The sequence below is a fragment of the Variovorax sp. Root473 genome, from assembly GCF_001426505.1.
GTDB lineage: Bacteria > Pseudomonadota > Gammaproteobacteria > Burkholderiales > Burkholderiaceae_C > Variovorax.
Map to the genome: position 1 here is coordinate 375875 of NZ_LMEV01000016.1, position 20208 is coordinate 396082.

Below are 20208 nucleotides of genomic sequence, written 5' to 3' on the forward strand. Positions count from 1 at the left end.
CAGGGAGTGCTCATGAATTTCAAACCTGCTGCAGTGGCCGCCGCGACGGCCGCGTTGCTGGCTCTGACCGCATGCGGAGGTGGAGGCAGCGGCGGTGGTGGCGGCGGATTCGCCTTGCCGCCTGCTCCGGCACCTGCCCCCGCCCCGGCACCCGCTCCAGCCCCCACGCCGGCTCCGGCACCCGCACCTGCACCGAATCCGGGTGCCACCACTTACCTGTACGAAGGCCTGCCGGCGGCGACCACGGCATCGGCATTCTTTGACAGCCTTGCCGCGCAGGGCGCACGGGGATTCCGTTTCCTGAGCGGTTTCGCCTTCACGACCAGCCCGACCACCTTCGATCAGGTTGATGGGTTCGTGAAAACCGTCGATGCGACCTACAGCTACGAGAAGAAGCCGCAGGCTACGTCCAATGCGGACTTGCTGAACCAGTTGAACGAAGCCGGTGCGCGGGGCTTCCAATGGGCGGGCGAGCTGGGCGTCGGCAGCGAGGTCTTCAACCTCTACCGCAAGAGCGGTGCCGACGGTGCCACCTACAGCTATCGCGTCGAGCTGCAGGCCGCAAGCAAGGCAGCCTACCTGACGCAGGCCAACGGCCAGGGCGCGAGCGGCTTCTACAACCGCACGTTCGCGTTCCTGACCGGTGATCCGGCGGGTGCGGTGGCCGTCTACGAAAAGAGTTCGGCCAGCAGCGCCACGTTCGGCTATGAACTGGGCGATCCCATCGGTGACCACGCTGGCTACCTTGCGCAGTTCAACGAGCGCGGCGCTCGTGGTTTCCGTTTCCGCACGGAGTTTGTCTTCTCCGATGGCGGCGGTGTGATCTACACCAAGGATTTGTCGCAGTCGGCGACCTTCAGCTTCTATTCGCTCGCACCGACCACCAACGCCACGGCCTTCATCCTGCAAGCGAATGCAGAAGGGGCCAAGAAGGCGGCGCTGCTCGGCCATCTGGCGCTGAGCAGCGGCGAGCAGAAGGCTTACTACTTCACACCGACCGACTGCAATGCCAGCCCGGTCTGCGGTCCGGTGTCACTGTTCGGTTTCTGAGTCCCAAAAAGGCACACACGCAGGGGGAAATACAAAGGGAGAAATAAGAAAGACAGGGAGCTGACGGCCCCCGGCGAAAGTCGGGGGCCGTTTTTTTGTCCGAAGCGAAAGGCGAAAGCTTCTTCGCTCAGCCCAGCAATGCCTGCGCGAACTCGCGGGCGTTGAAAGTCTCGAGGTCTTCGAGCTTTTCGCCCACGCCGATGAAGTACACGGGAATCGGCCGCTCGCGCGCGATGGCGCACAGCACGCCGCCCTTGGCGGTGCCGTCGAGCTTGGTGACGATGAGGCCCGTGAGGCCCAGCGTTTCGTCGAAGGCCCGGACCTGTGCGAGCGCGTTCTGGCCGGTGTTGCCGTCGATCACCAGCAGCACCTCGTGCGGCGCGGTGGCGTCGGCCTTGGTGACGACGCGCTTGATCTTCTTCAGCTCGTCCATCAAGTGCAGCTGCGTCGGCAGGCGCCCGGCCGTGTCGACCAGCACCACGTCCTTGCCGCGCGCCTTGCCGGCGTTCACGGCGTCGAAGCTCACGGCCGAGGGGTCGCCGCCTTCGTTGCTGACGATCTCGACGGTGTTGCGGTCGGCCCAGACCAGCAACTGCTCGCGTGCCGCCGCGCGGAAGGTGTCGGCCGCGGCCAGCAACACCGAGGCGCCTTCGGTGGCCAGGTGCTTGGTGAGCTTGCCGATGGAGGTGGTCTTGCCCGCGCCGTTGACGCCCGCCACCATGATCACCGTGGGCGTGTACTCACCGATGACCAGCGGCTTCTCCAGCGGCTTGAGCAGGTCGGTGACGGCGTCGGCCAGCAACAGCTTGACCTGCGCGGCGTCGGTCGCCATCTGGCGCTTGACGCGCACCTTCAGGTCGGCGAGCAGGTACTCGGTGGCCTTGACGCCGGTGTCGGCCATCAGCAATGCCGATTCGAGTTCCTCATACAGCGCGTCGTCGATTTGCGCGTTGACGAACACGGCCTGGATGCCGGTGCCGGTCTTGCGCAGGCCGGTCTTGAGCTTGTCGAACCAGCTCTTGCGCTCGGTGGCGATGGGGGCCGGTTCGGTGACAACAGCGACAGGCACGGGAGGCGGTGCGGGCACGGGCGCCGGAGGGGGCGGTGGCGCAATGACAGGCGCGGGTGCGGGAACGGGTGCAGGCGCAGGGATCGGCGTCGGCGCGGCGACCGGAACTGGCGCCGGAGCAACCACTGGCGCCGGAGCAACCACAGGCGCCGCAGGTGTCGGCTCGGGAGCCGGGGCAGGTGGCGGTGCAGGAACGGGGGCAGGCACGGGCGCTTCCGCCGCCGGCTTCGACCCGAACCAGCTCGACGGCGAGAACACCGAGCGTGCCGGTGCGGGTTCCGCGGCCGGGGAGGGCGCGGGTTCGGTGATCGGCGGCGGGGCCGGTGTCACCGGGGCATCGGCAGGTGGTTTTTTCTTGAAGAAACTGAACATCGGGAGCTTTTTACAATCCGACCCATTCTATGAAACACCTCTCGCCACGCCGCGCTGCGTCTGGTGCGGTGCTGGCCCTGGCGCTTTCGGCGCTGTGGACCGTGCCTGCGCAGGCCCAGTCCAACCCCGCTTCCGCCGCGTCGGCCTCCGCCGCCGCGGCCCCGGGCCCCCAGCAATTCACCCTCGCCAACGGCATGACCGTGATCGTGCAGCCCGACCGGCGCTCGCCGACCGCGGTGCAGATGGTCTGGGTGCGGGTCGGGTCCATGGACGAGGTCGACGGCACCTCGGGCGTGGCGCACGTGCTGGAGCACATGCTGTTCAAGGGCACGAAGACCGTGCCGCCCGGCGAGTTTTCGCGCCGCGTGGCGGCGCTGGGCGGCCAGGAAAACGCCTTCACCATGCGCGACGCCACGGGGTACTACCAGCAGATTCCGGTCGGTAGCCTCGAACAGGTGATGAAGCTCGAATCGGACCGCTTCGCCAACAACCAGTGGCCTGACGACGAGTTCAAGCGCGAGATCGAGGTGGTCAAGGAAGAGCGCCGCCTGCGCACCGAGGACCAGCCGCGCGCGCTGCTCGGCGAGCAGCAGAACGCCGCCGTCTTCACCTCGTCGCCGTACCGCCGCCCGGTGGTGGGCTGGATGAGCGACCTTGAGTCGATGACGCCCGCCGATGCGCGCGCCTTCTTCCAGCGCTGGTACGTGCCGGCCAACGCCGTGCTCGTGGTGGTCGGCGATGTCGACGTGGCGCGCGTGCGCGCGCTGGCCGAGAAGTACTACGGCAGCATCCCCGCGCGCGCCGTGCCGGAGCGCAAGCCGCGCACCGAGCCCGCACAACGCGGCATCCGCCGCATCGAATTCAAGGCCCCGGCCGAGCAGGCGTACGTGTCGCTCGCGTTCCGCGTGCCGCAGCTCACCAACGTCGACGACGCGAACAGCGACGCCTGGGCGCTGGTGGTGCTCTCGGCGGTGCTCGACGGCTACGCCGGCGCGCGGCTGGACCGCGCGCTCACGCAGGGCCCCGCTCGCGTGGCCGACTCGGCCGGCGCGTACGCGGGCTTCGTCGGCCGCGGCCCGCAGCTGTTCATGCTCGACGGCGTGCCGGCCGCCGGCAAGACCGCCGAGACGGTCGAGGCCGCGCTGCGTGCGCAGGTGGCGCGCGTGGCGAAAGAGGGCGTCGGCGAGGCCGAGCTGGCCCGCGTCAAGACGCAGTGGGTGGCGAGCGAGACCTACAAGCGCGATTCGGTGATGGCGCAGGCGCGCGAACTCGGCAGCAACTGGATCCAGGGCCTGCCGCTGGACGCCAGCGAGCGCATCGTCGCCCGGCTGCAGGCCGTGACGGCGGCGCAGGTGCAGGCCGTGGCCGCCCGGTATTTCGGCGATGACCAGCTCACGGTCGCCACGCTGCGGCCCCTGCCGCCCGAACCCAAGCGCGGCCGCGGCTTCGCAGCCCCCGCTGGCGAGATGCGCTGAAAGGCACCGGATTCCCATGAAGACCCTCAAGAAGATTGCAAGCACCGCCCTCCTGGCGGGCATCACCGCGCTGTTCGGCATGGGCAGTGCGCAGGCCGCGCTGCCCATCGAGCACTGGACGCTGGCCAACGGCGCCAGGGTGTACCTGGTGTCGACCAACGCACTGCCGATCGTCGACGTGCAGATCGATTTCGACGCCGGCAGCCGGCGTGACCCAGCCGCGCAGGCCGGGCTGGCCAGCACCAGCGCTGCGATGGTCGAAAAGGGCGTGCGCGCCGGGCGCAACGGCGAGCCCGCGCTCGACCAGAACGCGCTGGGCGAGGCCTGGGCCGACCTGGGCGCCAGCTTCGACGTGAGCGCCGGCACCGACCGCACCAGCTACACGCTGCGCACGCTGTCCGACCCGGCGCTGCTGACCAAGGCCGTGGCCCTGGCGGCGCGCGAGATCGGCGAGCCCTCGTTCCCCGACGACATCTGGCCGCGCGAGCGCGAGCGCATCAACGCTGCTATCAAGGAAGCCAACACCAAGCCCGCGACCGTCGTCGGCCGCGCCTTCGCGCAGGCTGTGTACGGCACGCATCCCTACGGCCAGGAAGTGACCGAAGAGACGCTGGCGCGCATTGACACCGCCGCCATGCGCCAGCGCTACGAGCAGCTCATCCTGCCGTGCCGCGCCAAGCTCAGCATCGTGGGCGCCGTCACGCGCACCGAGGCCGAGTCGCTCGCGACCACGCTGCTGTCGCGCCTGCCCAGCCCTGCCGCCTGCGCACCGCTGCCGGCCATCGCGCCGGTGGCGGCGCTCACGGCGCCGAAGGACGAGCGCATTGCCTTCGACTCGGCGCAGGCCCACGTCTTCATCGGCCAGCCGGGCTACCCGCGCCGGGACCCGGACCACTTCGCGCTCACGCTCGGCAACTACGTGCTCGGCGGCGGCGGTTTTGTCTCGCGGCTGACCGAAGAGGTGCGCGAGAAGCGCGGCCTGGCCTACAGCGTGTACAGCGGCTTTGCGCCGGGGCTCGACGCGGGCGCCTTCCGCATCGGCTTCCAGACCCGGCCCGACCAGGCCGAGGCGGCGACCAAGGTCTCGCGCGAAGTGCTCGCGAAGTTCGTGGCCGAAGGCCCGACCGAGAAGGAACTGAAGGCCGCCAAGGACAACCTGATCGGCGGCTTCCCGCTGCTGCTGGACAGCAACCGCAAGCTGATCGGCAACGTCGCCAACATCGCCTGGCACGACCTGCCGCTGGACTACCTGGACACCTGGACCGCGCGCATGAACGCCGTCACGGCGGCCGACATCAAGGCCGCGTTCGGCCGCAAGCTGCAGCCGCAGCGCATGGTGACGGTGGTGGTGGGCGGCAAGCAGGCCGCGCCCTAAAAAAGGCGATCAGGCCAGCGCGTGCGGCCCGCTGCGCGCGGCGACGCGCACGGCGGCGCCGAGCTGCGCCAGCAGGCGCGGCGCCGCGCGCGCCTGCTGCCAGTAGAGCGGCACCGGCAGCGTCGAGTCGGACACCAGTTCCACCAGCGTGCCTTCGCGGATCGCATCGGCCACCATGCTGGCCGGATGCATGCCCCACCCCATGCCCGCGCAGGCGGCCTCCACGAAAGCATTGGGCGACGGGATCCAGTGCCGCGGCGTTTCCACGTTGCGGTGGCAGATGCGGCGCACCCAGCGCGCCTGCAGGCGGTCCTTGCGGTCGAACACCAGGCTCGGCGCGCTCGCCAGCGTGCGCGCGCCCACGCCCTTGGCGAAGTGCCGTTCCACGAAACCCGGGCTCGCGGCGGCCACGTAATGCACCGTGCCCAGCGCCTCGCTGTTGCAGCCCGTGACCGGCTGGGCCAGCGCGGTCACGGCCGCCAGCACGGCACCGCTGCGCAGCCGTTCGGCCGTGTGGTCCTGGTCGTCGGCCGTGAGGTCGAGCAGGGCCTCGGGTGCCTGCGCGGCGAAGGCCGCGGCCCCCGCCATGAACCAGGTCGCGAGGCTGTCGGCGTTGACCGCCACCCGCACCGTGACGCGCTCGTGCGCCTCGCCGCTGCCCATGCCGAGCGCGGGCAGGGCCTCGCGCAACTCGTGCTCCAGCATGCCCACGCGTTCGACGTGCCGACACAGCTGCAGGCCGGCCTCGGTCGCCACGCAGGGCTGGCCGCGCACCAGCAGCGCGCCGCCCGTGCGCTCCTCGAGCAGCTTCACACGCTGCGAGACGGCCGAGGGCGTGACGTTCAGGGCGCGGGCGGCGCGCTCGAAACTGCCTTCGCGCACCACGGCAGCGAGGGCGTGCAGGGCAGCGTAGTCGAGCATGTTGAGGAATGAAGTAAAACTGAATTGAAGTTAGAAAGTTTAGTTTGATTGAATCCAGTGACGGCGGCAAGCTCGGACCATGACCGCCGTTCACGCCTCCACCGCTTTCCTCAACGGGCTCTTCATGAGCCTGGTGCTCATCGTCGCCATCGGCGCCCAGAACGCCTACGTGCTGCGCCAGGGCTTGCGCCGCGAGCACGTGAGCGCGGTGGTGCTGTTCTGCGCCGCCTGCGACGCGGTGCTGGTCGCGGCGGGCGTGGCCGGCATGGCGCAGGCGCTGAAGGGGCGCCCGATGCTGGCGACGCTGCTCGCGGGCTTCGGCGCGGTCTTTCTCTGCGGCTACGGCCTGCGCGCGCTGTGGCGCTCGCGCCAGCCGAGTGCGCTGCAGACGGTGGCGCAGGGCGCCTCGTGCTCGCGCGCCGCGGTGGTCGCGCAGGCCGCCGGCTTCACGCTGTTGAACCCGCACGTCTACCTGGACACCGTGCTGCTCGTGGGCAGCGCCGGGGCGCAGTACCCGGGCCTGCTCAAGGCCTGGTTCGTGGTCGGGTCGACGCTGGCCAGCGTGCTGTGGTTCACCTCGCTGGGCTTCGGCGCGCGGCTGCTGGCGCCGGTGTTCGCGCGTCCACGTGCCTGGCAGATGCTCGATGCGCTCATCGGCGGCACCATGCTCGTATTGGCGGCCTTCCTCGCCCGGCGTGCGTTCATGGGCTACTGAGCGAGGCGAGGTGGGCCGGCCACGGCGTTAAGCTCGCCGCATGCCCCAGAAGCCCTCGAAGAAGAAAGCCGTCGCGCCCGTCTCGCGCGCCCCCGCCGCCAAGCGCCCGTCGCGGCCCAGCGAGGTCCGCATCATCGGCGGCGAGTGGAAGCGCACCCGTCTGGCCGTGGCCGACAAGCCAGGCCTGCGCCCCACGCCCGACCGCGTGCGCGAGACGCTGTTCAACTGGCTCGCGAGCCTGGCCGGCGTGGGCGGCGGTGCATTGCCGGGCTGGCATTGCATCGATGCCTTCGCGGGCACCGGCGCGCTCGGCCTCGAAGCCGCTTCGCGCGGCGCGGCCCATGTGCTGCTGTGCGAGCAGGACGCCGCGCTGGTCGCCCAGCTGCAGGCCGCGAAGACCAAGCTTTCGGCCGAGGCCGTGCGCGTGGAGCGCGGCAACGGCGTCACCGCACTCGAACGTGCCGCGGCGGGCAGCCTGCAGGCGGTGTTTCTCGATCCGCCTTTCGACACCGTCGCGCTGTACGAGCCGGCGCTGCGCGCCGCCGCGCGTGCGCTGCACGTCGATGGCACGATCTACCTCGAGGCGCCGCGCCGCTGGGCCGCCGAAGAACTCGCCGCGCTGGGCCTCGTGGAATTCCGCTACCTGAAGGCCGGTGCCGTGCATGCCCATCTGCTGCGGCGCGCCGAGTCCGTGCCTGCATAATCCGCCGGACAAGCCGCACCGGCAGCATGAGGAAGAACCAACCATGGCCAGCAACGTGATCGCGGTTTATCCCGGCACTTTCGACCCCATCACCCTCGGTCACGAGGACGTGGTGCGGCGTGCAACCCAACTCTTCTCCAAGGTGATCGTCGCTGTCGCGGCGGGCCACCACAAGAAGGCGCTGTTCACGCTCTCCGAGCGCATGGACATGGCCCGCGATGCGGTGAAGCCCTACAGCGACCAGGTCACGGTCGAGAGCTTCTCGGGCCTGCTGCGCGACTTCGTCGTCGCGCGCGGCGGCAAGGCCATGGTGCGCGGCCTGCGCGCCGTGACCGACTTCGACTACGAGTTCCAGCTTGCCGGCATGAACCGCTCGCTGATGCCCGACGTCGAGACCGTGTTCCTGACCCCCAGCGACAAGTACCAGTTCATCTCCAGCACCTTCGTGCGCGAGATCGCCATGCTCGGCGGCGAGGTCAACAAGTTCGTCTCGCCGAACGTCGAGCAGCAGCTGACCGCCAAAGTCCGCAGCCTCGGCAGGGAATGAGCCCGCTCCCAGGCTTCGCGCTGAGGTGAGCGACACCCCCTTGCCCCGCCTGCATCCGCTGGGCGACGCGGCGCTGGTGTGCGACCTGCCCGCGCCCGCCACGCTGGCGCAGCAGCAGCGCATCTGGGCGCTGGCCGCCGAGGTGCTGGCCTGGCCCGGCGTCGGCGAGGCGCTGCCGGGCATGAACAACCTCACGCTGACCTTCGACCCGACCGCTGTGGCGTTCGAGGAACTCGCGGCCCGCGTGCTCGAGGCCTGGCCCACGCTCGCGGCCCATGCCGCCGAAGGGCGGCGCGTCGAGATTCCCGTGGCCTACGGCGGCGAGCACGGCCCTGACCTCGCCGACGTAGCGGCCCACACCGGGCTCTCGGCGGCCGAGGTGGTGCGCCGCCACAGCGGCGGTGACTACGTGGTCTACCTGCTCGGCTTCCTGCCGGGCTTCGCCTTCATGGGCGGACTGCCGCCCGAACTCGCGACGCCGCGTCGTGCCGAACCGCGCACCGCCGTGCCGGCGCGTTCGGTCGGCATCGGCGGCGAGCAGACCGGCATCTACCCGCTGGTGTCGCCGGGCGGATGGCAGCTCATCGGCCGCACGCCGCTCGAACTGTTCGACCCATCGGCCGAGCCGCCCACCTTGCTGCGCCCCGGCGATCGCGTGCGCTTCGTCGTTGAAAGCGTGCAGACATGATCCTCGTGCGCAAACCCGGCGTGCATGCCTCGGTGCAGGACCTGGGGCGACCCGGCCTGCGCCAGCTCGGCATCTGCCCGGGCGGCGCGCTCGACATGCTCGCGCTCACGTTGGCGAACCGGCTGGCCGGCAACGCCGACGCAGCGGCCGGCATCGAATTCACCATGGGCGGCTGCGAGCTGCAGTTCGAGACCGACACCCGCATCGCGCTCGCCGGCGACGACTTCGGCGCCACGCTCGACGGCGTGCCGCTATGGCCCTGCTGGAGCGTGCCGGTGCGCGCCGGCCAGACGCTGCGGCTCGCCGGCGCCAACACGCCCGGCACGCCGAAGGCCGGCCTGCGAAGCTGGCTCGCGGTGGCGGGCGGCATCGACGTGGCGCCCGTGCTCGGCTCGCGCAGCACCGACCTCAAGGCCGGCTTCGGCGGCCACGAAGGCCGCGCGCTGCGCAAGGGCGACCGGCTCGCGCTGGGGGCTTCGCGTCTCGGTGCAGACCAGAACGCGCGCCGTCCTTTCGGCCTGCGCGCGCCCGACTGGGGCACGGCCGAGCCCGACGGAGCGCTCGCGCTGCGCGTGCTGCCCGGCCCCGAGTTCGAGTTCTTCGCGCCCGACGCGCAGGCGCTGCTGTGGAACGAGCGCTGGCGCATCACGCCGCAGAGCAACCGCATGGGCAGCCGGCTTGCCGGCGCTGAATTGCAGCGCAAGGCGGCCGGCGACATGCTGTCGTCGGGCGTGATTCCCGGCACGATCCAGGTGCCGCCCTCGGGCCAGCCGATCATCCTCATGGGCGACGCGCAGACCACGGGCGGCTATCCGCGCATCGGCGTGGTGATCCGCGCCGACCTGTGGAAGCTCGCGCAGGCGCCGCTCGGCGGCCGGCTGCGGCTGGTGCGCACCGACCTGCCGCATGCGCTCGCGGCCTGGGCCGGTCAGCAGCGCTATCTTGCGCAGGTGGCGCAAGGCCTCGCGGCTGCAGGCTGGCCCGGCGCGGCCTAGACTGTCGGGCAGCGCAGGTCGTTTTTGCACCTGCCTGCCCCACGAGACGGAGAACCTCCCATGCAGATCGACCTCAACGCCGACCTCGGCGAAGGTGCCGGCAGCGACGAAGCGCTGCTCGGCCTCGTGAGTTCCGCCAACATCGCCTGCGGCTGGCACGCGGGCGACGCCAGGACGATGCAGCAGTGCGTGCGCTGGGCCATGGCGCACGGCGTGGCGATCGGCGCGCATCCGAGCTTTCCCGACCGCGAGAACTTCGGCCGCAGCACCATGCACCTGCCGCCCGAGGAGATCGTGGCGAACGTGCTCTACCAGGTCGGCGCGCTGGCCGCGATCGTCAAGGCCGAGGGCGGCCGGCTCGCGCACGTGAAGCCGCACGGCCAGCTCTACAACCAGGCGGTGAAAGAACCCGAGCTTGCCGAGGCGCTGTGCGAGGCGGTGCGCCGCTTCGATCCTTCGCTCAAGTTCTTCGGCCTGGCGGGCAGCAACATGATTGATGCGGCGCGCCGTGCCGGCCTGCAGCCCGTCGAGGAGGTGTTCGCCGACCGTGGCTACATGCCCGACGGCAGCCTCGTGCCGCGCAGCCAGCCCGGCGCGCTCATCGAGAGCGAAGAACAGTCGCTGGCGCAGACCCTGTCGCTGGTGCGCGACCACCGCGTGGTCGCCATCGACGGCAGCACCGTGCCCGTCAACGCCCAGAGCGTATGCCTGCACGGCGACGGCGCGCATGCGCTGGCTTTCGCGCGGCGCATCCGCGAACGGCTGCAGCAGGAAGGCATCGCCGTGCGCGCGATGGCCTGAACGCGGGCCACGCGATGCCGGCGAAGCGCGCTTCTCCCAACGTCCTGCTGACGGGCTTCGAGCCCTTCGAGCAGGAACTGCTGAATCCGTCGTGGGAGGCGGTGCGCACGCTCGACGGTTGGAAATGCGATCGCGCCACGGTGCATGCGCGACTGGTGCCCTGCGTCTTCGGCGATGCGCTCACCGCGCTCGACCGCGCGATGGACGAGCTCCGGCCGACGCTGGTGATCTGCATCGGCCAAGCCGGCGGCCGCGCAGAGTTCACGCCGGAGCGCATCGCCATCAACGTCGACGACGCCCGCGTGCCCGACAACCACGGCCGCCAGCCGATCGACGTGCCGGTGGTGCCCGGTGCGCCCGCCGCCTACTTTTCGACCTTGCCTGTGAAGGCCATCGTGCGCGAACTGCGTGCGGGCGGCGTGCCGGCCTCGGTGTCGAACAGCGCGGGCACCTTCGTGTGCAACCACCTCTTCTACGGGCTGATGCACCGCCTCGCGACGCATCCGTCGGCGGCGGGCGCGCGCGGCGGCTTCATCCACATTCCCTACCTGCCCGCGCAGGCGGCGCGCTTTCCGGGCGCGCCGAGCATGGCGCTCGAGACGCTGGTCGATGCCTTGCGCATCACCGTGAAGACAGCACTCGCCGTGAAGCAGGACGTCGCGGAAACCGGCGGCCAGCTGCACTGACCGGGGCTCTCACGCGCGGGGGAAGTGCTTGCCCAGCCAGGCGTTGAGCGCCGCATTGACGAGGGCAGGCTTCTCCAGCGTCAGCATGTGGCCGCACTGCGGCACCCACACCACCTCCGCGCGCGGCAGCAGCGCCGCCATCTCGCGGGTGCATTCGGGCGGCGCGAGGCGGTCGTCGTCGCCGCACACCAGCAGCACCGGCGCGCGCAACAGGGCCAGGTGCGTGCGTGCGTCGGGGCGGCGCATCACGGCGTGGTTCTGGCGGATGAGCTGGGCCGCGCCAGCGCCGAGCACGATGTCCAGGTAGCGCTGCACGAGCGCCGGGTGGGCGGCCTGCGCGGGATGGAAGGCGAAGGCGATGTTGGGCTCGACGATCTCGCGCACCTCGCCGCGCTCGAAGCACGCGATGGCGCCTTCGCGCAGCGCGAACATGTCGGGCGTCTCGGGCCGCGCGCTGGTGCCCAGCAGCATCAGCCCGGCGATGCGCTCGGGCGCCTGGCGCGCCGCTTCCATCGCGACCATGCCGCCCATCGATGCGCCGCACAGCACCAGCGGGCCGTCGTGTTCGCGCAGCACGGCACTGGCCATGCCTTCGATGGTGTCGTGGCGCGTCTGGACATCGCTCACGCGGGCGCTGAAGGCGGCGGGCAGGGCGGGCAACTGGGCTTCCCAGAGGCGTTCGTCGCAGGCGAGGCCGGGCAGCAGGACAAGTTGAGGCATGCGCTGATTCTGCGCGATCGGACGTGCTCGGAGCGCGGGTACGAGGTGGCGACCGTGCAACAGCGGGTTGGCACGAAGCCGGCGTGTCATGCACTCGGGGGACAATGCTTGCAATGTCCACCACCCCCGACTCCGCCCCCACCGACCTCATCCTGATCCGCCACGGCGAAACCGCCTGGAACCGCGAACTGCGCTTCCAGGGCCATGCGGACGTTCCGCTCAACGACATCGGCCACGAGCAGGCCCGCCGCCTCGGCCTGCGGCTTGCGGGCGAGACGGCACAGCACCTCATCAGCAGCGACCTCATGCGCGCCCAGCAGACCGCGGCGCCCGCAGCGCAGCAGCTGTCGCTGCAGGTCGTCACTTCGGTGGCGTTGCGCGAGCAGCACTTCGGCGTGGTCGAGGGCATGCGGGCCGACGAGATCCAGAGCCAGCATCCGCGCGCCTGGGAAGAGTGGCTGGAGTTCCGCGAAGACCACGCCATGCCGCAGGGCGAGAGCGCGCGCGAGTTCCATGCGCGCGTGATCGCCGCACTCGGCACCGTCGCCGCCGCGCACCGCGGCCAGCGCCTGATCGTCGTCACGCACGGCGGCGTGCTCGACATGGTGTGGCGCACCGCGCGCGGCCTGAGCCTCAGCGGACCGCGCCAGAGCGAGATTCCCAATGCGGGCTTCAACCGCATCCGCATCGCCGACCCGGCCGCGCCGGACGCCATCGAGATCGTCGAGTGGGCCGACACGCGCCACCTCGCCGACCTGCCGCCGCAGCCGACCTACGACCAGCGGCGGCACCTGAAGGAAGATTAAGTTCAGTCTTGCCGTAGCCAGGGCACTCAGCCCTTCGCGAGCTGCCCGAGCCCCAGCCGCGCGTAGACCGCGTCGGCCTGCCGCCGCAGTCGCAGCGATTCGGGCTGGCCGTTGAGCTGCTGCTGCAGCAGGCCTTGCGCGCCCGCGAGCGCGGATTCGGTGCCGGTGCGTACCAGCGCGTCGAGGTACAGCTGCTCGAACAGGTCGCGTTGCGCATGGCTGCCGCCGATCTCGATCATGCGCGGCAACGCGATGCCCAGGCCCTCGACCGCGCCCGCCACATCACCGCGCGCATGGGCCACGAGGCCGCGCGCGGCCGGCACGCACACGCGCTGCCAGGCGGCGCGCGTAGACACCGGCGCGATGGGGGCGAAGGCCTCGATGTTGTGCAGCAGCACCTGCGCCTCGGGCCGGCCGGCACGCGCGAGGCCGTAGAGGTACTGCAGGTCGAGAAAGGGCAGCACGTGGTCGGCCTGGCGTTGCCGCAGATGGTTCGCCACGTCGTCCCAGCGATCGCCCACGTCGATGCCCGCGAGCTCCAGCCGCGCGAGCAGCGACACCGCGCCGATCTGGTCCTGCGAATAGTCCTTCACCACGCCCCAGGCGTGCTCGTCGTACACCGCGAGCGCCTCGGCGTCGCGGCCCAGGTCGATGAGAAACAGCGCCACATGCCACCAGTTGTGCGTGACCATGAAGGAGTTGAGCCCGGTCCAGGTGTCGCTCACGCTCTGCATGAACGCCAGCCCCTCGGCCAGCCGGCCTTCGGTGAGCATCACGTGCGCCAGCGCATGGTGCGCCCACGGCTCCTTGCGGCACAGGCCGATCGCACGGCGCGCGCTGGCCTCGGCCTCGCGCAGCAGGTGGCACTGCTCGTAGCCGAAGGCCGCCATGCCGTGCACGTAGGGCACCTCGGCCGCGGCCGGCAGCGCCGCGAGCGCGAGCCGCAGCATGCCGGGACAGTCGCCGGTGTTGAAGCAGTGGTACTGGCCCAGCTTCACCGACACCAGGTCGCGCGGATGCTCGTGCGCCTGCTCGGCATGCAGCGCGATGGCGCGTGCGATGTCGCCGTCGGCCCAGGCCTGGACGGCGGCGATGTAGCGCTGCTCGCGCGGCGTGGCGCGCGCCGCACCGGCGCGGGCCTTGTCGAGGAAGGGCCGCGCATTCCCGGCGGCCTCGCGCGATTCGGCGAACAGGTGCAGCGTCGCGCAGTAGGCCTGCACGATCGGGCTGGCATCACGCTCGGCCAGCGCCAGCAGGTTCACGGCGCGCGCCTCGGTCGAGAGAAAGCCCATGACGAAGTCGTCGACCAAAGTGAGGTTGGCGTCGTCGTCGAGCGTGAGCGGATTGCCGAGGCTGTCGGCGGTGTGCGGGATTCCGTGGGAGGGCATGGCGGCATGGTGCCACGCCCCCGGCGTCTTTCAAGTCTTCTCAGACACCCGCTTGCTGGTGGCGGTACTCCTGTGTCTTGCCGCCGTAGCCGTAGGCCGCGCCGCGCGCGTCGATCACGTGGACGTACGAGACCTCGTGCAGGTCGGGCCGCAGCCGTGCCATGGCCGCATGCACCTCTCGCAGGTAGCGCGCCTTCTCGGCCTTGGTGTTGGTCTCGTCGGTCACGCTGATGTCCAGATGGAAGGCCGACTTGCCGAGTTCGGTCAGCGACTGCCCGCCGATGAACCAGCTGTCGGCGGCGATGTACTGCACGGTGATGGCGATGACCGGCAGCGCCTTGCCCAGCACGCTCTGCGTGAGCTCGGCGACCGTGTCAACGGTCTTGCGGGTGAGGGCGGCGTCAGGCTGGCCGGAGAGGTGGACGACGATATGGGGCATGGTGAACTCCTTGTTGCGTTGAAGGACGGGTGTTGATGGGGTGATTGTGGGCGTCGCCTAATCATCGGAAAAACGGGAAGATATGATGGAATCCATCGGAACAACGAATGGATAGGAAGGCACCATGCAAGGCTTCGACCTCGAACAGTTGCGCACCCTGGTGGCGGTGGCCGACGCCGGCAGCCTCACCGCCGCCGCGCCGCGCGTGTACCTGTCACAGTCCTCGGTGAGCGAGCAGATCCGCAAGCTCGAGGAGCGCGCCGGCCAGTCGCTGCTGACCCGCAGCAAGGCCGGCGTGGCGCCCACCGAGGCGGGCATGCGGCTGCTGGGGCATGCGCGTCGCCTCCTCGCGCTGAGCGACGAGGCCTTTCGCGACCTGCGCGGCGAAACCCTGCAGGGCGAGCTGCGGCTGGCCGTGACCGACTACTTCCGCCCCGGCGACCTCACTCGCCTGCTGGGCCGGCTCGGCGAGCGCTATCCGCAGGTGCGGCTGCATGTGACCATCCTGAAGAGCGATGCGCTGCGCACCGCCTATGCGCATGGCGACTTCGACGTGGCGCTGGCGATGAACATCGCGGGTGCGAATGCGGCTGCAGCGGGTGGAGGCGGTGCCGTGCTGCGGCGCGAATCGCTCGCGTGGCTGGGTGCGCCCGGTCTGCGCGTGGTGCGCGGCGAGCCGCTGCGCTTGCTGGTGCTGCCCGACACCTGCTCACTGCACCAGTTCACCGTGGCCCTGCTGCGCCGCCGCCGCGTGCCGTATGTGTTGGCGCACGTGGCATCAGGCGTGGCGGGCCTGCAATCGGCCCTGGCCGCGGGGCTGGGCGTGGCCTGCCTCAACGAATCGACGATCGGCGAGGGCATCGCGCGGCTCGCGCCGCCGCATGGGTTGCCGGCGCTGCCGCGCGTGGCGTTCCAGTGGTTGCCCGCGCGGCGGGGTGAGACCGCGTTCGTGACGCGGGCGCGGGAGATGCTGTCGTTGCAGCTGGCCTGACGGCTTTCAGGCCAGACGCATTCAGACCTGCGGCCAGGGCCGCTGCACTTCCCGGATCTGCTCGAACGCACGCGCCACGCGCAGCACGCCGAGGTCGTCGAAGCGCTGCCCTGCAATCTGCAGCCCGATCGGCAAGCCGTCGGCTGCATACCCGCAGTTCACTGACGCCGCAGGCTGCTCCGACATGTTGAATGGCACGGTGAAGCCGATGTGCTCCAGTGGCCGCAGCGGATCATTGGTGGGCGAGGGCGCTTCGGCCGCCGCGGGCATGTTGGGCGACACCGGCGAGATCACGTAGTCGAAGCGAGCGCAGGCGTTCACCGTGGTGACGCGCGTCGCGTGGAACTGGCTGAAGCTGCGGAACACATGCTCGCCGCTGAACTCGGCAGCGCTCTCGGCCCATTCGCGGATGTAGGGCAGCACCTTGGCGCGCTGGTCGGGGCGCAGGGCTTTCATGTCCACCAGCGAGCGCATGCGCCACAGGTGGTCCATGCCATCGAGCAGGGCCTGCGACATGAAGGGCTGCATCGGCTCGACGACGGCGCCGGCCTTCTCGAACAGGCGCGCGGCCTGCTCGACGGCCGCCTGGATCTCGGGTTCGACCGCGAGGCCGCAGCCGGCGTCCAGCAGCAGCCCGATGCGCAGGCCGCGCAGGTGGTCGGGCGCGACGTCGAACGCGGCCCAGTCGATGTCCTGCGCGGGCAGGCTCATGCTGTCGCGCGCGTCGGGCCGGGCCAGCGCCTGCATCATGAGCGCGGCGTCGCCGACGGTGCGCGTCATGGGGCCGGCGGCGCGGCCCATGTAGGGCGGGTCGATCGGGATGCGTCCCAGGCTGGGCTTGAGCGTGAAGATGCCGCACCAGCTCGCGGGCAGCCGCAACGAGCCGCCGATGTCGGTGCCCAGGTGCAGCGGGCCGTAGCCCGCGGCCGCGGCGGCACCGGCACCGGCACTGGAACCACCCGGTGTGCGGCTCAGGTCCCAGGGATTGCGCGCGAGCGTGTGAAAACTCGACAGCCCCGACGACAGCATGCCGTAGTCGGGCATGGTGGTCTTGCTGACGATGACGGCGCCGGCTTCCTTCAGGCGCGCGGCTGGCGGGGCGTCGGCCGTTGCGGGCATGAGGTCGACGGCGGCGGTGCCCGCGGGCAGCGGGTCGCCGCGCGTGGCGATGTTTTCCTTGATCGTGGTCGGCACGCCGTCGAGCGGTCCGCGTGCGTCGCCGCGCTGCCAGCGCTGCTCCGAGGCACGCGCCTGTTCCAGCGCGGCCTCGGGCCGGAACAGCCACGTGGCCTGCAGCCGGGGCTCGCAGTGCTCGATGCGCGCGATGACGGCACGCGTCACCTCGACCGGCGACAGGCGCTTCTCGCGGTAGGCCGCGGACAGCTCCTGCGCCGACAGGTCGCTCAATGAAGGCAGGGAAGGGGCAGGCACTGCGCGGCTCATCCCCACGACAGGGCCGACAGGTCGTTCACGAAGATCGGGTTCTCTTTCCAGAGTCCCTTGACGTTCTTCTTGGCCACGGTCGGGAACTGCGGCTGGTAGAGGAAGCCGTTGGCCGCGTCGGTGGCCAGCAGCTTCTGCGCCTCGCCCAGCAGCTTGTTGCGTTCGGCCGGGTTGGCCGTGGTCTTGATCTTGTCGAACAGCGTGTCGAAGGCCTTCGACTGGTAGCCCCAGTAGTAGTCGGGCTTGGCGTAGTTGCCCAGGTCGAAGGGCTCGACGTGCGAAACGATCGACAGGTCGTAGTCCTTGTTGCCGTAGGTGCCGCTGAGCCACTGGGCCCACTCGACGTTCTGGATCTTCACGACGATGCCGATCTTGGCGAGCTGGGCTGCGATGACTTCGCCGCCCTGGCGCGCATACGGCGGCGGGGGCAGGGTCATGCGCAGTTCGAGCGGCGTCTTCACGCCGGCTTCGGCCAGCAGCTTCTTGGCCTTCTCGATGTCGAAGGGGTTGATGCCCGTGGTGTCGACATAGCCCGCCGCGCCCGGCACGTAATGGCTGCCGATCGGCACGCCCAGGCCATCGGCCGCGCCCTCGATGACGGCCTTGCGGTCGATGGCCGCGAGGATGGCGCGGCGCACGCGCACGTCATCGAGTGGCTTCTTCTTGTTGTTGATCGAGAGGATCGTCTTGGCGCGCGAACCGGCCAGGATGGTCTGGAACTGCGGGTTGTTGCGGAACTGCGGCACGGCGCGCGTGCCGATGCGCGTGAACACGTCGACGTCGCCCGAGAGCACGGCGGCAGCCTGCGCGGCGGTGTCCGAGATGAAGCGGAAGGTGACCTTGTTGATCTTTGCGACGGCCGGGGCGCGGAAGCCCTCCCACTTGCTCAGCGTGATCGACGAGCCCTTGGCCCAGTTGTCGAGCTTGTAGGGGCCGGTGCCGATCGGCTTGGTGGCGTTGCCTTCGGCGCTCTTGGGCTCGACGATGGCGGCCGTGGCCTGGCCCAGCACGAAGGGCAGGTCGGGGTCGATCTCCTTGTTGATGACCACCACCGTGTGCTCGTCGACCACCTGCGTGGCGAGGTTGGCGAAGGTGCGCTTGTCCTTGTTGGTGCTCTTCTCGCCGCCGGCGCGGTCGAACGCGAACTTGACGGTGGACGCGTTGAAGGGCTCGCCGTTCTGGAACTTCACGCCCTTGCGCAGCTTGAAGGTGTAGGTCTTCAGGTCGGGCGAGATTTCCCAGCTCTCGGCCAGCAGCGGCGTGACGCTGCCGTCGACGTTGATCTTGGTGAGTGTTTCCAGGATGTTGTATTGCACGACCTCGGCAATGGCGGCGGCGGCGCCGGTGGTCGGGTCCAGACCCGGCGGCTCCAGGGCCATGCCGATCACGATGGCGTCCTTCCGGCCCTGCGCCATGCCGGCCAGCGGCGTGGCCAGGGCGACGGTGGCGCCAGCGGTGGTAAGGAGGGTGCGACGGTTCAACATACGGGGTGATCTCCGGAAAACGGTCAGTGTCGAATGACTGCTTCGGCGCGCACCGTGCCCCGGGGGGAAGCGCAGCGCCACGAAAGAAAGACACGCAGCACGAAAGATGCCAAGTGCTGCCAATCATTCTCTCGCAGCAGGCCCTCCGGTGCGCGCCGGCGCAGGCGGTATTTCCTCGGGACGTTCCCGGATGGGCGAACGATCTTGCGCGAAGCCAGGGCCTCGCGCCACCAGATGCGCATGACCGATGTGTCCGAGGCCGTGCCCGGGTGGCTTCAGGCCGCGCGCAGCGTGCCGCCGGGCGGCGTGTGCAACACCGCCGACAGCAAGGTGCGTGTGTACGGGTGCTGCGCGTTCGCAAAAAGTTCGGCGGGCTGGCCGCGTTCCACGATCTGGCCCTTGAACACCACGCACACCTCGTCGCACAGGTGGTTGACCACAGCGAGGTCGTGACTGATGAGCAGGTAGCTGATGCCGAACTGCTGCTGCAGGTCCTGCATGAGGTTGAGCACCTGGGCCTGTACGGACACGTCGAGCGCGCTCACGGGCTCGTCGGCCACGATGAGCTTGGGCCGCGTGATCAGGGCGCGTGCGATGGCGATGCGCTGGCGCTGGCCGCCGGAGAACTCGTGCGGGTACTTGTCCAGGTCGGTGGTGCGCAGGCCCACGGCGGCGAGTGCTTCGGCCGCGCGTTCGCGTTGCTCGGCGCGGCGCGTTTCGGCCAGCGCTTCGAGCGGTTCGGCGACGATGCGCGCGACGGTCTGGCGCGGGTCGAGCGAGCCGTACGGGTCCTGGAACACCATCTGGAAGTCGCGCCGCGCGGCGCGCAGGTCGGCCTTCGAGAGCGTGTGCAGGTTGCGCCCTTCGAGTTCGACGCTGCCCGAGGTCGGCGTGTCCAGCGCCATCACCAGGCGCGCGATGGTCGACTTGCCCGAACCCGATTCGCCGACGATGCCCACGCTCTTGCCGGCCCGCACCTCGAAGCTCACGCCGTTGAGCGCCTTCACCGTGGGCGGCGGGCCGAAGAGCTTCTCGCGCGGCAGGGCGTAGTGCCGCACGAGGTCGGTCACCTGCAGCAGCGGGGGTGATGAATTCATGGCGCAACAGCCTCCTTGCCCGCAATCGCTGCAATTTCTTCGAGACGCATGCAGCGCACCGCATGGTTCGGCGGCAACACCGTGGCGGACGGGCGCGTGGCGTGGCAGGCATCCACCGTGTACGCGCAGCGGCCCGCGAACGGGCAGCCCGGTGGCAGGTCGACCAGCTCGGGCACGCTGCCGCGGATGGTCGCCAGGCGCAGGCCGCGCGGCGCGCCGATCGCGGGGCGCGCGGCGAACAGGCCTTGGGTGTAGGGATGGGCGCGCCGGGCGAACACGTCCTCGGTCGGGCCGCTCTCGACCACGCTGCCGCCGTACATCACGAGCATCTTCGAGACCGTCTGCGAGATCACCCCCAGGTCGTGCGAGATGAGGATCAGGGCCATGCCCATCTCCTTGACCAGGCTCTGGATCAGGTCGAGCACCTGCTTCTGGATCGTCAC

The 20208-nt window shown here is 70.2% G+C and carries 21 protein-coding genes; 12 read left to right on the plus strand and 9 right to left on the minus strand.

Going from position 1 to position 20208, the window contains the following annotated elements:
• The first annotated feature begins 12 nt into the window (after positions 1–12).
• Positions 13–1050, plus strand: coding sequence for a hypothetical protein (locus tag ASD34_RS13085; protein WP_056577981.1), 1038 nt, complete (start codon positions 13–15; stop codon positions 1048–1050).
• Positions 1051–1177: 127 nt separating this feature from the next.
• On the opposite strand, the gene ftsY is transcribed toward ASD34_RS13085, so the two are convergent.
• The gene (ftsY, locus tag ASD34_RS13090; protein WP_056577983.1) at positions 1178–2491 is read right to left on the minus strand and encodes a signal recognition particle-docking protein FtsY; all 1314 of its coding nucleotides are present in this window, start codon (positions 2489–2491) and stop codon (positions 1178–1180) included.
• A gap of 29 nt (positions 2492–2520) precedes the next feature.
• Between ftsY and ASD34_RS13095 the strand changes: the two genes are divergently transcribed.
• Positions 2521–3966, plus strand: a complete 1446-nt coding sequence (locus tag ASD34_RS13095; protein WP_157609683.1) for a M16 family metallopeptidase — start codon at positions 2521–2523, stop codon at positions 3964–3966.
• 16 nt (positions 3967–3982) lie between these two features.
• Positions 3983–5341: a M16 family metallopeptidase gene (locus ASD34_RS13100; RefSeq protein ID WP_056577985.1), complete on the plus strand. Its 1359-nt coding sequence runs from the start codon at positions 3983–3985 to the stop codon at positions 5339–5341.
• 9 nt (positions 5342–5350) lie between these two features.
• On the opposite strand, the gene ASD34_RS13105 is transcribed toward ASD34_RS13100, so the two are convergent.
• Entirely contained in the window at positions 5351–6262 is a 912-nt protein-coding gene (locus ASD34_RS13105) for a LysR family transcriptional regulator ArgP (protein ID WP_056577987.1), read from the minus strand.
• Positions 6263–6341: 79 nt separating this feature from the next.
• Here ASD34_RS13105 and ASD34_RS13110 point away from each other — a divergent pair, with 79 nt between their 5' ends.
• From ASD34_RS13110 to pcp, 7 genes are read left to right on the plus strand one after another with little or no spacing between them, the layout of a single operon-like run.
• Positions 6342–6977: a LysE/ArgO family amino acid transporter gene (locus ASD34_RS13110; RefSeq protein WP_056577989.1), complete on the plus strand. Its 636-nt coding sequence runs from the start codon at positions 6342–6344 to the stop codon at positions 6975–6977.
• Between the two features lie 40 nt (positions 6978–7017).
• Positions 7018–7680 carry an RsmD family RNA methyltransferase gene (locus ASD34_RS13115; protein WP_056577991.1) on the plus strand — a complete coding sequence of 221 codons (663 nt, stop codon included), beginning with the start codon at positions 7018–7020 and terminating at the stop codon, positions 7678–7680.
• Positions 7681–7723: 43 nt separating this feature from the next.
• On the plus strand, positions 7724–8227 hold the full coding sequence (gene coaD / locus ASD34_RS13120; protein WP_056577993.1) for a pantetheine-phosphate adenylyltransferase: 504 nt from the start codon (positions 7724–7726) through the stop codon (positions 8225–8227).
• 40 nt (positions 8228–8267) lie between these two features.
• Entirely contained in the window at positions 8268–8915 is a 648-nt protein-coding gene (gene pxpB, locus ASD34_RS13125; RefSeq protein WP_056578086.1) for a 5-oxoprolinase subunit PxpB, read from the plus strand.
• Positions 8912–9910 carry a biotin-dependent carboxyltransferase family protein gene (locus ASD34_RS13130; protein ID WP_056577995.1) on the plus strand — a complete coding sequence of 333 codons (999 nt, stop codon included), beginning with the start codon at positions 8912–8914 and terminating at the stop codon, positions 9908–9910. The genes pxpB and ASD34_RS13130 overlap by 4 nt, the downstream gene beginning before the upstream one ends.
• A 60-nt stretch (positions 9911–9970) precedes the next feature.
• Entirely contained in the window at positions 9971–10711 is a 741-nt protein-coding gene (gene pxpA, locus ASD34_RS13135; RefSeq protein ID WP_056577997.1) for a 5-oxoprolinase subunit PxpA, read from the plus strand.
• A gap of 14 nt (positions 10712–10725) precedes the next feature.
• Positions 10726–11397: a pyroglutamyl-peptidase I gene (gene pcp / locus ASD34_RS13140; RefSeq protein WP_056577999.1), complete on the plus strand. Its 672-nt coding sequence runs from the start codon at positions 10726–10728 to the stop codon at positions 11395–11397.
• Between the two features lie 9 nt (positions 11398–11406).
• On the opposite strand, the gene ASD34_RS13145 is transcribed toward pcp, so the two are convergent.
• Positions 11407–12117: an alpha/beta fold hydrolase gene (locus tag ASD34_RS13145; RefSeq protein ID WP_200937583.1), complete on the minus strand. Its 711-nt coding sequence runs from the start codon at positions 12115–12117 to the stop codon at positions 11407–11409.
• 113 nt (positions 12118–12230) lie between these two features.
• On the opposite strand from ASD34_RS13145, the gene ASD34_RS13150 reads away from it, so the two are divergent.
• Positions 12231–12923 (plus strand): histidine phosphatase family protein, encoded by a 693-nt coding sequence (locus ASD34_RS13150; RefSeq protein ID WP_056578001.1) that lies wholly within the window; start codon positions 12231–12233, stop codon positions 12921–12923.
• 26 nt (positions 12924–12949) lie between these two features.
• Here the strand turns inward: ASD34_RS13150 and ASD34_RS13155 are convergent, their stop codons facing one another.
• Both ASD34_RS13155 and ASD34_RS13160 read right to left on the minus strand, forming a co-directional pair.
• Entirely contained in the window at positions 12950–14311 is a 1362-nt protein-coding gene (locus ASD34_RS13155; RefSeq protein ID WP_056578003.1) for a tetratricopeptide repeat protein, read from the minus strand.
• A 40-nt stretch (positions 14312–14351) separates the two neighbouring features.
• Positions 14352–14750: a tautomerase family protein gene (locus ASD34_RS13160; RefSeq protein ID WP_056578005.1), complete on the minus strand. Its 399-nt coding sequence runs from the start codon at positions 14748–14750 to the stop codon at positions 14352–14354.
• A gap of 124 nt (positions 14751–14874) precedes the next feature.
• Between ASD34_RS13160 and ASD34_RS13165 the strand changes: the two genes are divergently transcribed.
• Positions 14875–15741: a LysR family transcriptional regulator gene (locus ASD34_RS13165; protein ID WP_056578007.1), complete on the plus strand. Its 867-nt coding sequence runs from the start codon at positions 14875–14877 to the stop codon at positions 15739–15741.
• 21 nt (positions 15742–15762) lie between these two features.
• Here the strand turns inward: ASD34_RS13165 and ASD34_RS13170 are convergent, their stop codons facing one another.
• The 4 genes from ASD34_RS13170 to ASD34_RS13185 all read right to left on the minus strand — a co-directional run.
• Entirely contained in the window at positions 15763–17157 is a 1395-nt protein-coding gene (locus tag ASD34_RS13170) for an amidase (protein WP_235510059.1), read from the minus strand.
• A gap of 23 nt (positions 17158–17180) precedes the next feature.
• Complete coding sequence (locus ASD34_RS13175) at positions 17181–18668, minus strand: ABC transporter substrate-binding protein (protein ID WP_056578011.1); 1488 nt, start codon at positions 18666–18668, stop codon at positions 17181–17183.
• 275 nt (positions 18669–18943) lie between these two features.
• Positions 18944–19765 carry an ATP-binding cassette domain-containing protein gene (locus tag ASD34_RS13180; RefSeq protein ID WP_056578012.1) on the minus strand — a complete coding sequence of 274 codons (822 nt, stop codon included), beginning with the start codon at positions 19763–19765 and terminating at the stop codon, positions 18944–18946.
• Positions 19762–20208: ABC transporter ATP-binding protein (locus ASD34_RS13185; protein ID WP_162248700.1), on the minus strand; the 447-nt coding region annotated here is incomplete at its 5' end. The genes ASD34_RS13180 and ASD34_RS13185, both read right to left, overlap by 4 nt.

Coding starts and splice junctions, on each gene's coding strand:
- ASD34_RS13085 (WP_056577981.1), top strand. CDS start 13: ATGAATTTCAAACCTGCTGCAGTGGCCGCCGCGACGGCCGCGTTGCTG.
- ftsY (WP_056577983.1), bottom strand. CDS start 2,491: ATGTTCAGTTTCTTCAAGAAAAAACCACCTGCCGATGCCCCGGTGACA.
- ASD34_RS13095 (WP_157609683.1), top strand. CDS start 2,521: ATGAAACACCTCTCGCCACGCCGCGCTGCGTCTGGTGCGGTGCTGGCC.
- ASD34_RS13100 (WP_056577985.1), top strand. CDS start 3,983: ATGAAGACCCTCAAGAAGATTGCAAGCACCGCCCTCCTGGCGGGCATC.
- ASD34_RS13105 (WP_056577987.1), bottom strand. CDS start 6,262: ATGCTCGACTACGCTGCCCTGCACGCCCTCGCTGCCGTGGTGCGCGAA.
- ASD34_RS13110 (WP_056577989.1), top strand. CDS start 6,342: ATGACCGCCGTTCACGCCTCCACCGCTTTCCTCAACGGGCTCTTCATG.
- ASD34_RS13115 (WP_056577991.1), top strand. CDS start 7,018: ATGCCCCAGAAGCCCTCGAAGAAGAAAGCCGTCGCGCCCGTCTCGCGC.
- coaD (WP_056577993.1), top strand. CDS start 7,724: ATGGCCAGCAACGTGATCGCGGTTTATCCCGGCACTTTCGACCCCATC.
- ASD34_RS13130 (WP_056577995.1), top strand. CDS start 8,912: ATGATCCTCGTGCGCAAACCCGGCGTGCATGCCTCGGTGCAGGACCTG.
- pxpA (WP_056577997.1), top strand. CDS start 9,971: ATGCAGATCGACCTCAACGCCGACCTCGGCGAAGGTGCCGGCAGCGAC.
- pcp (WP_056577999.1), top strand. CDS start 10,726: ATGCCGGCGAAGCGCGCTTCTCCCAACGTCCTGCTGACGGGCTTCGAG.
- ASD34_RS13145 (WP_200937583.1), bottom strand. CDS start 12,117: ATGCCTCAACTTGTCCTGCTGCCCGGCCTCGCCTGCGACGAACGCCTC.
- ASD34_RS13150 (WP_056578001.1), top strand. CDS start 12,231: ATGTCCACCACCCCCGACTCCGCCCCCACCGACCTCATCCTGATCCGC.
- ASD34_RS13155 (WP_056578003.1), bottom strand. CDS start 14,311: ATGCCCTCCCACGGAATCCCGCACACCGCCGACAGCCTCGGCAATCCG.
- ASD34_RS13160 (WP_056578005.1), bottom strand. CDS start 14,750: ATGCCCCATATCGTCGTCCACCTCTCCGGCCAGCCTGACGCCGCCCTC.
- ASD34_RS13165 (WP_056578007.1), top strand. CDS start 14,875: ATGCAAGGCTTCGACCTCGAACAGTTGCGCACCCTGGTGGCGGTGGCC.
- ASD34_RS13175 (WP_056578011.1), bottom strand. CDS start 18,668: ATGTTGAACCGTCGCACCCTCCTTACCACCGCTGGCGCCACCGTCGCC.
- ASD34_RS13180 (WP_056578012.1), bottom strand. CDS start 19,765: ATGAATTCATCACCCCCGCTGCTGCAGGTGACCGACCTCGTGCGGCAC.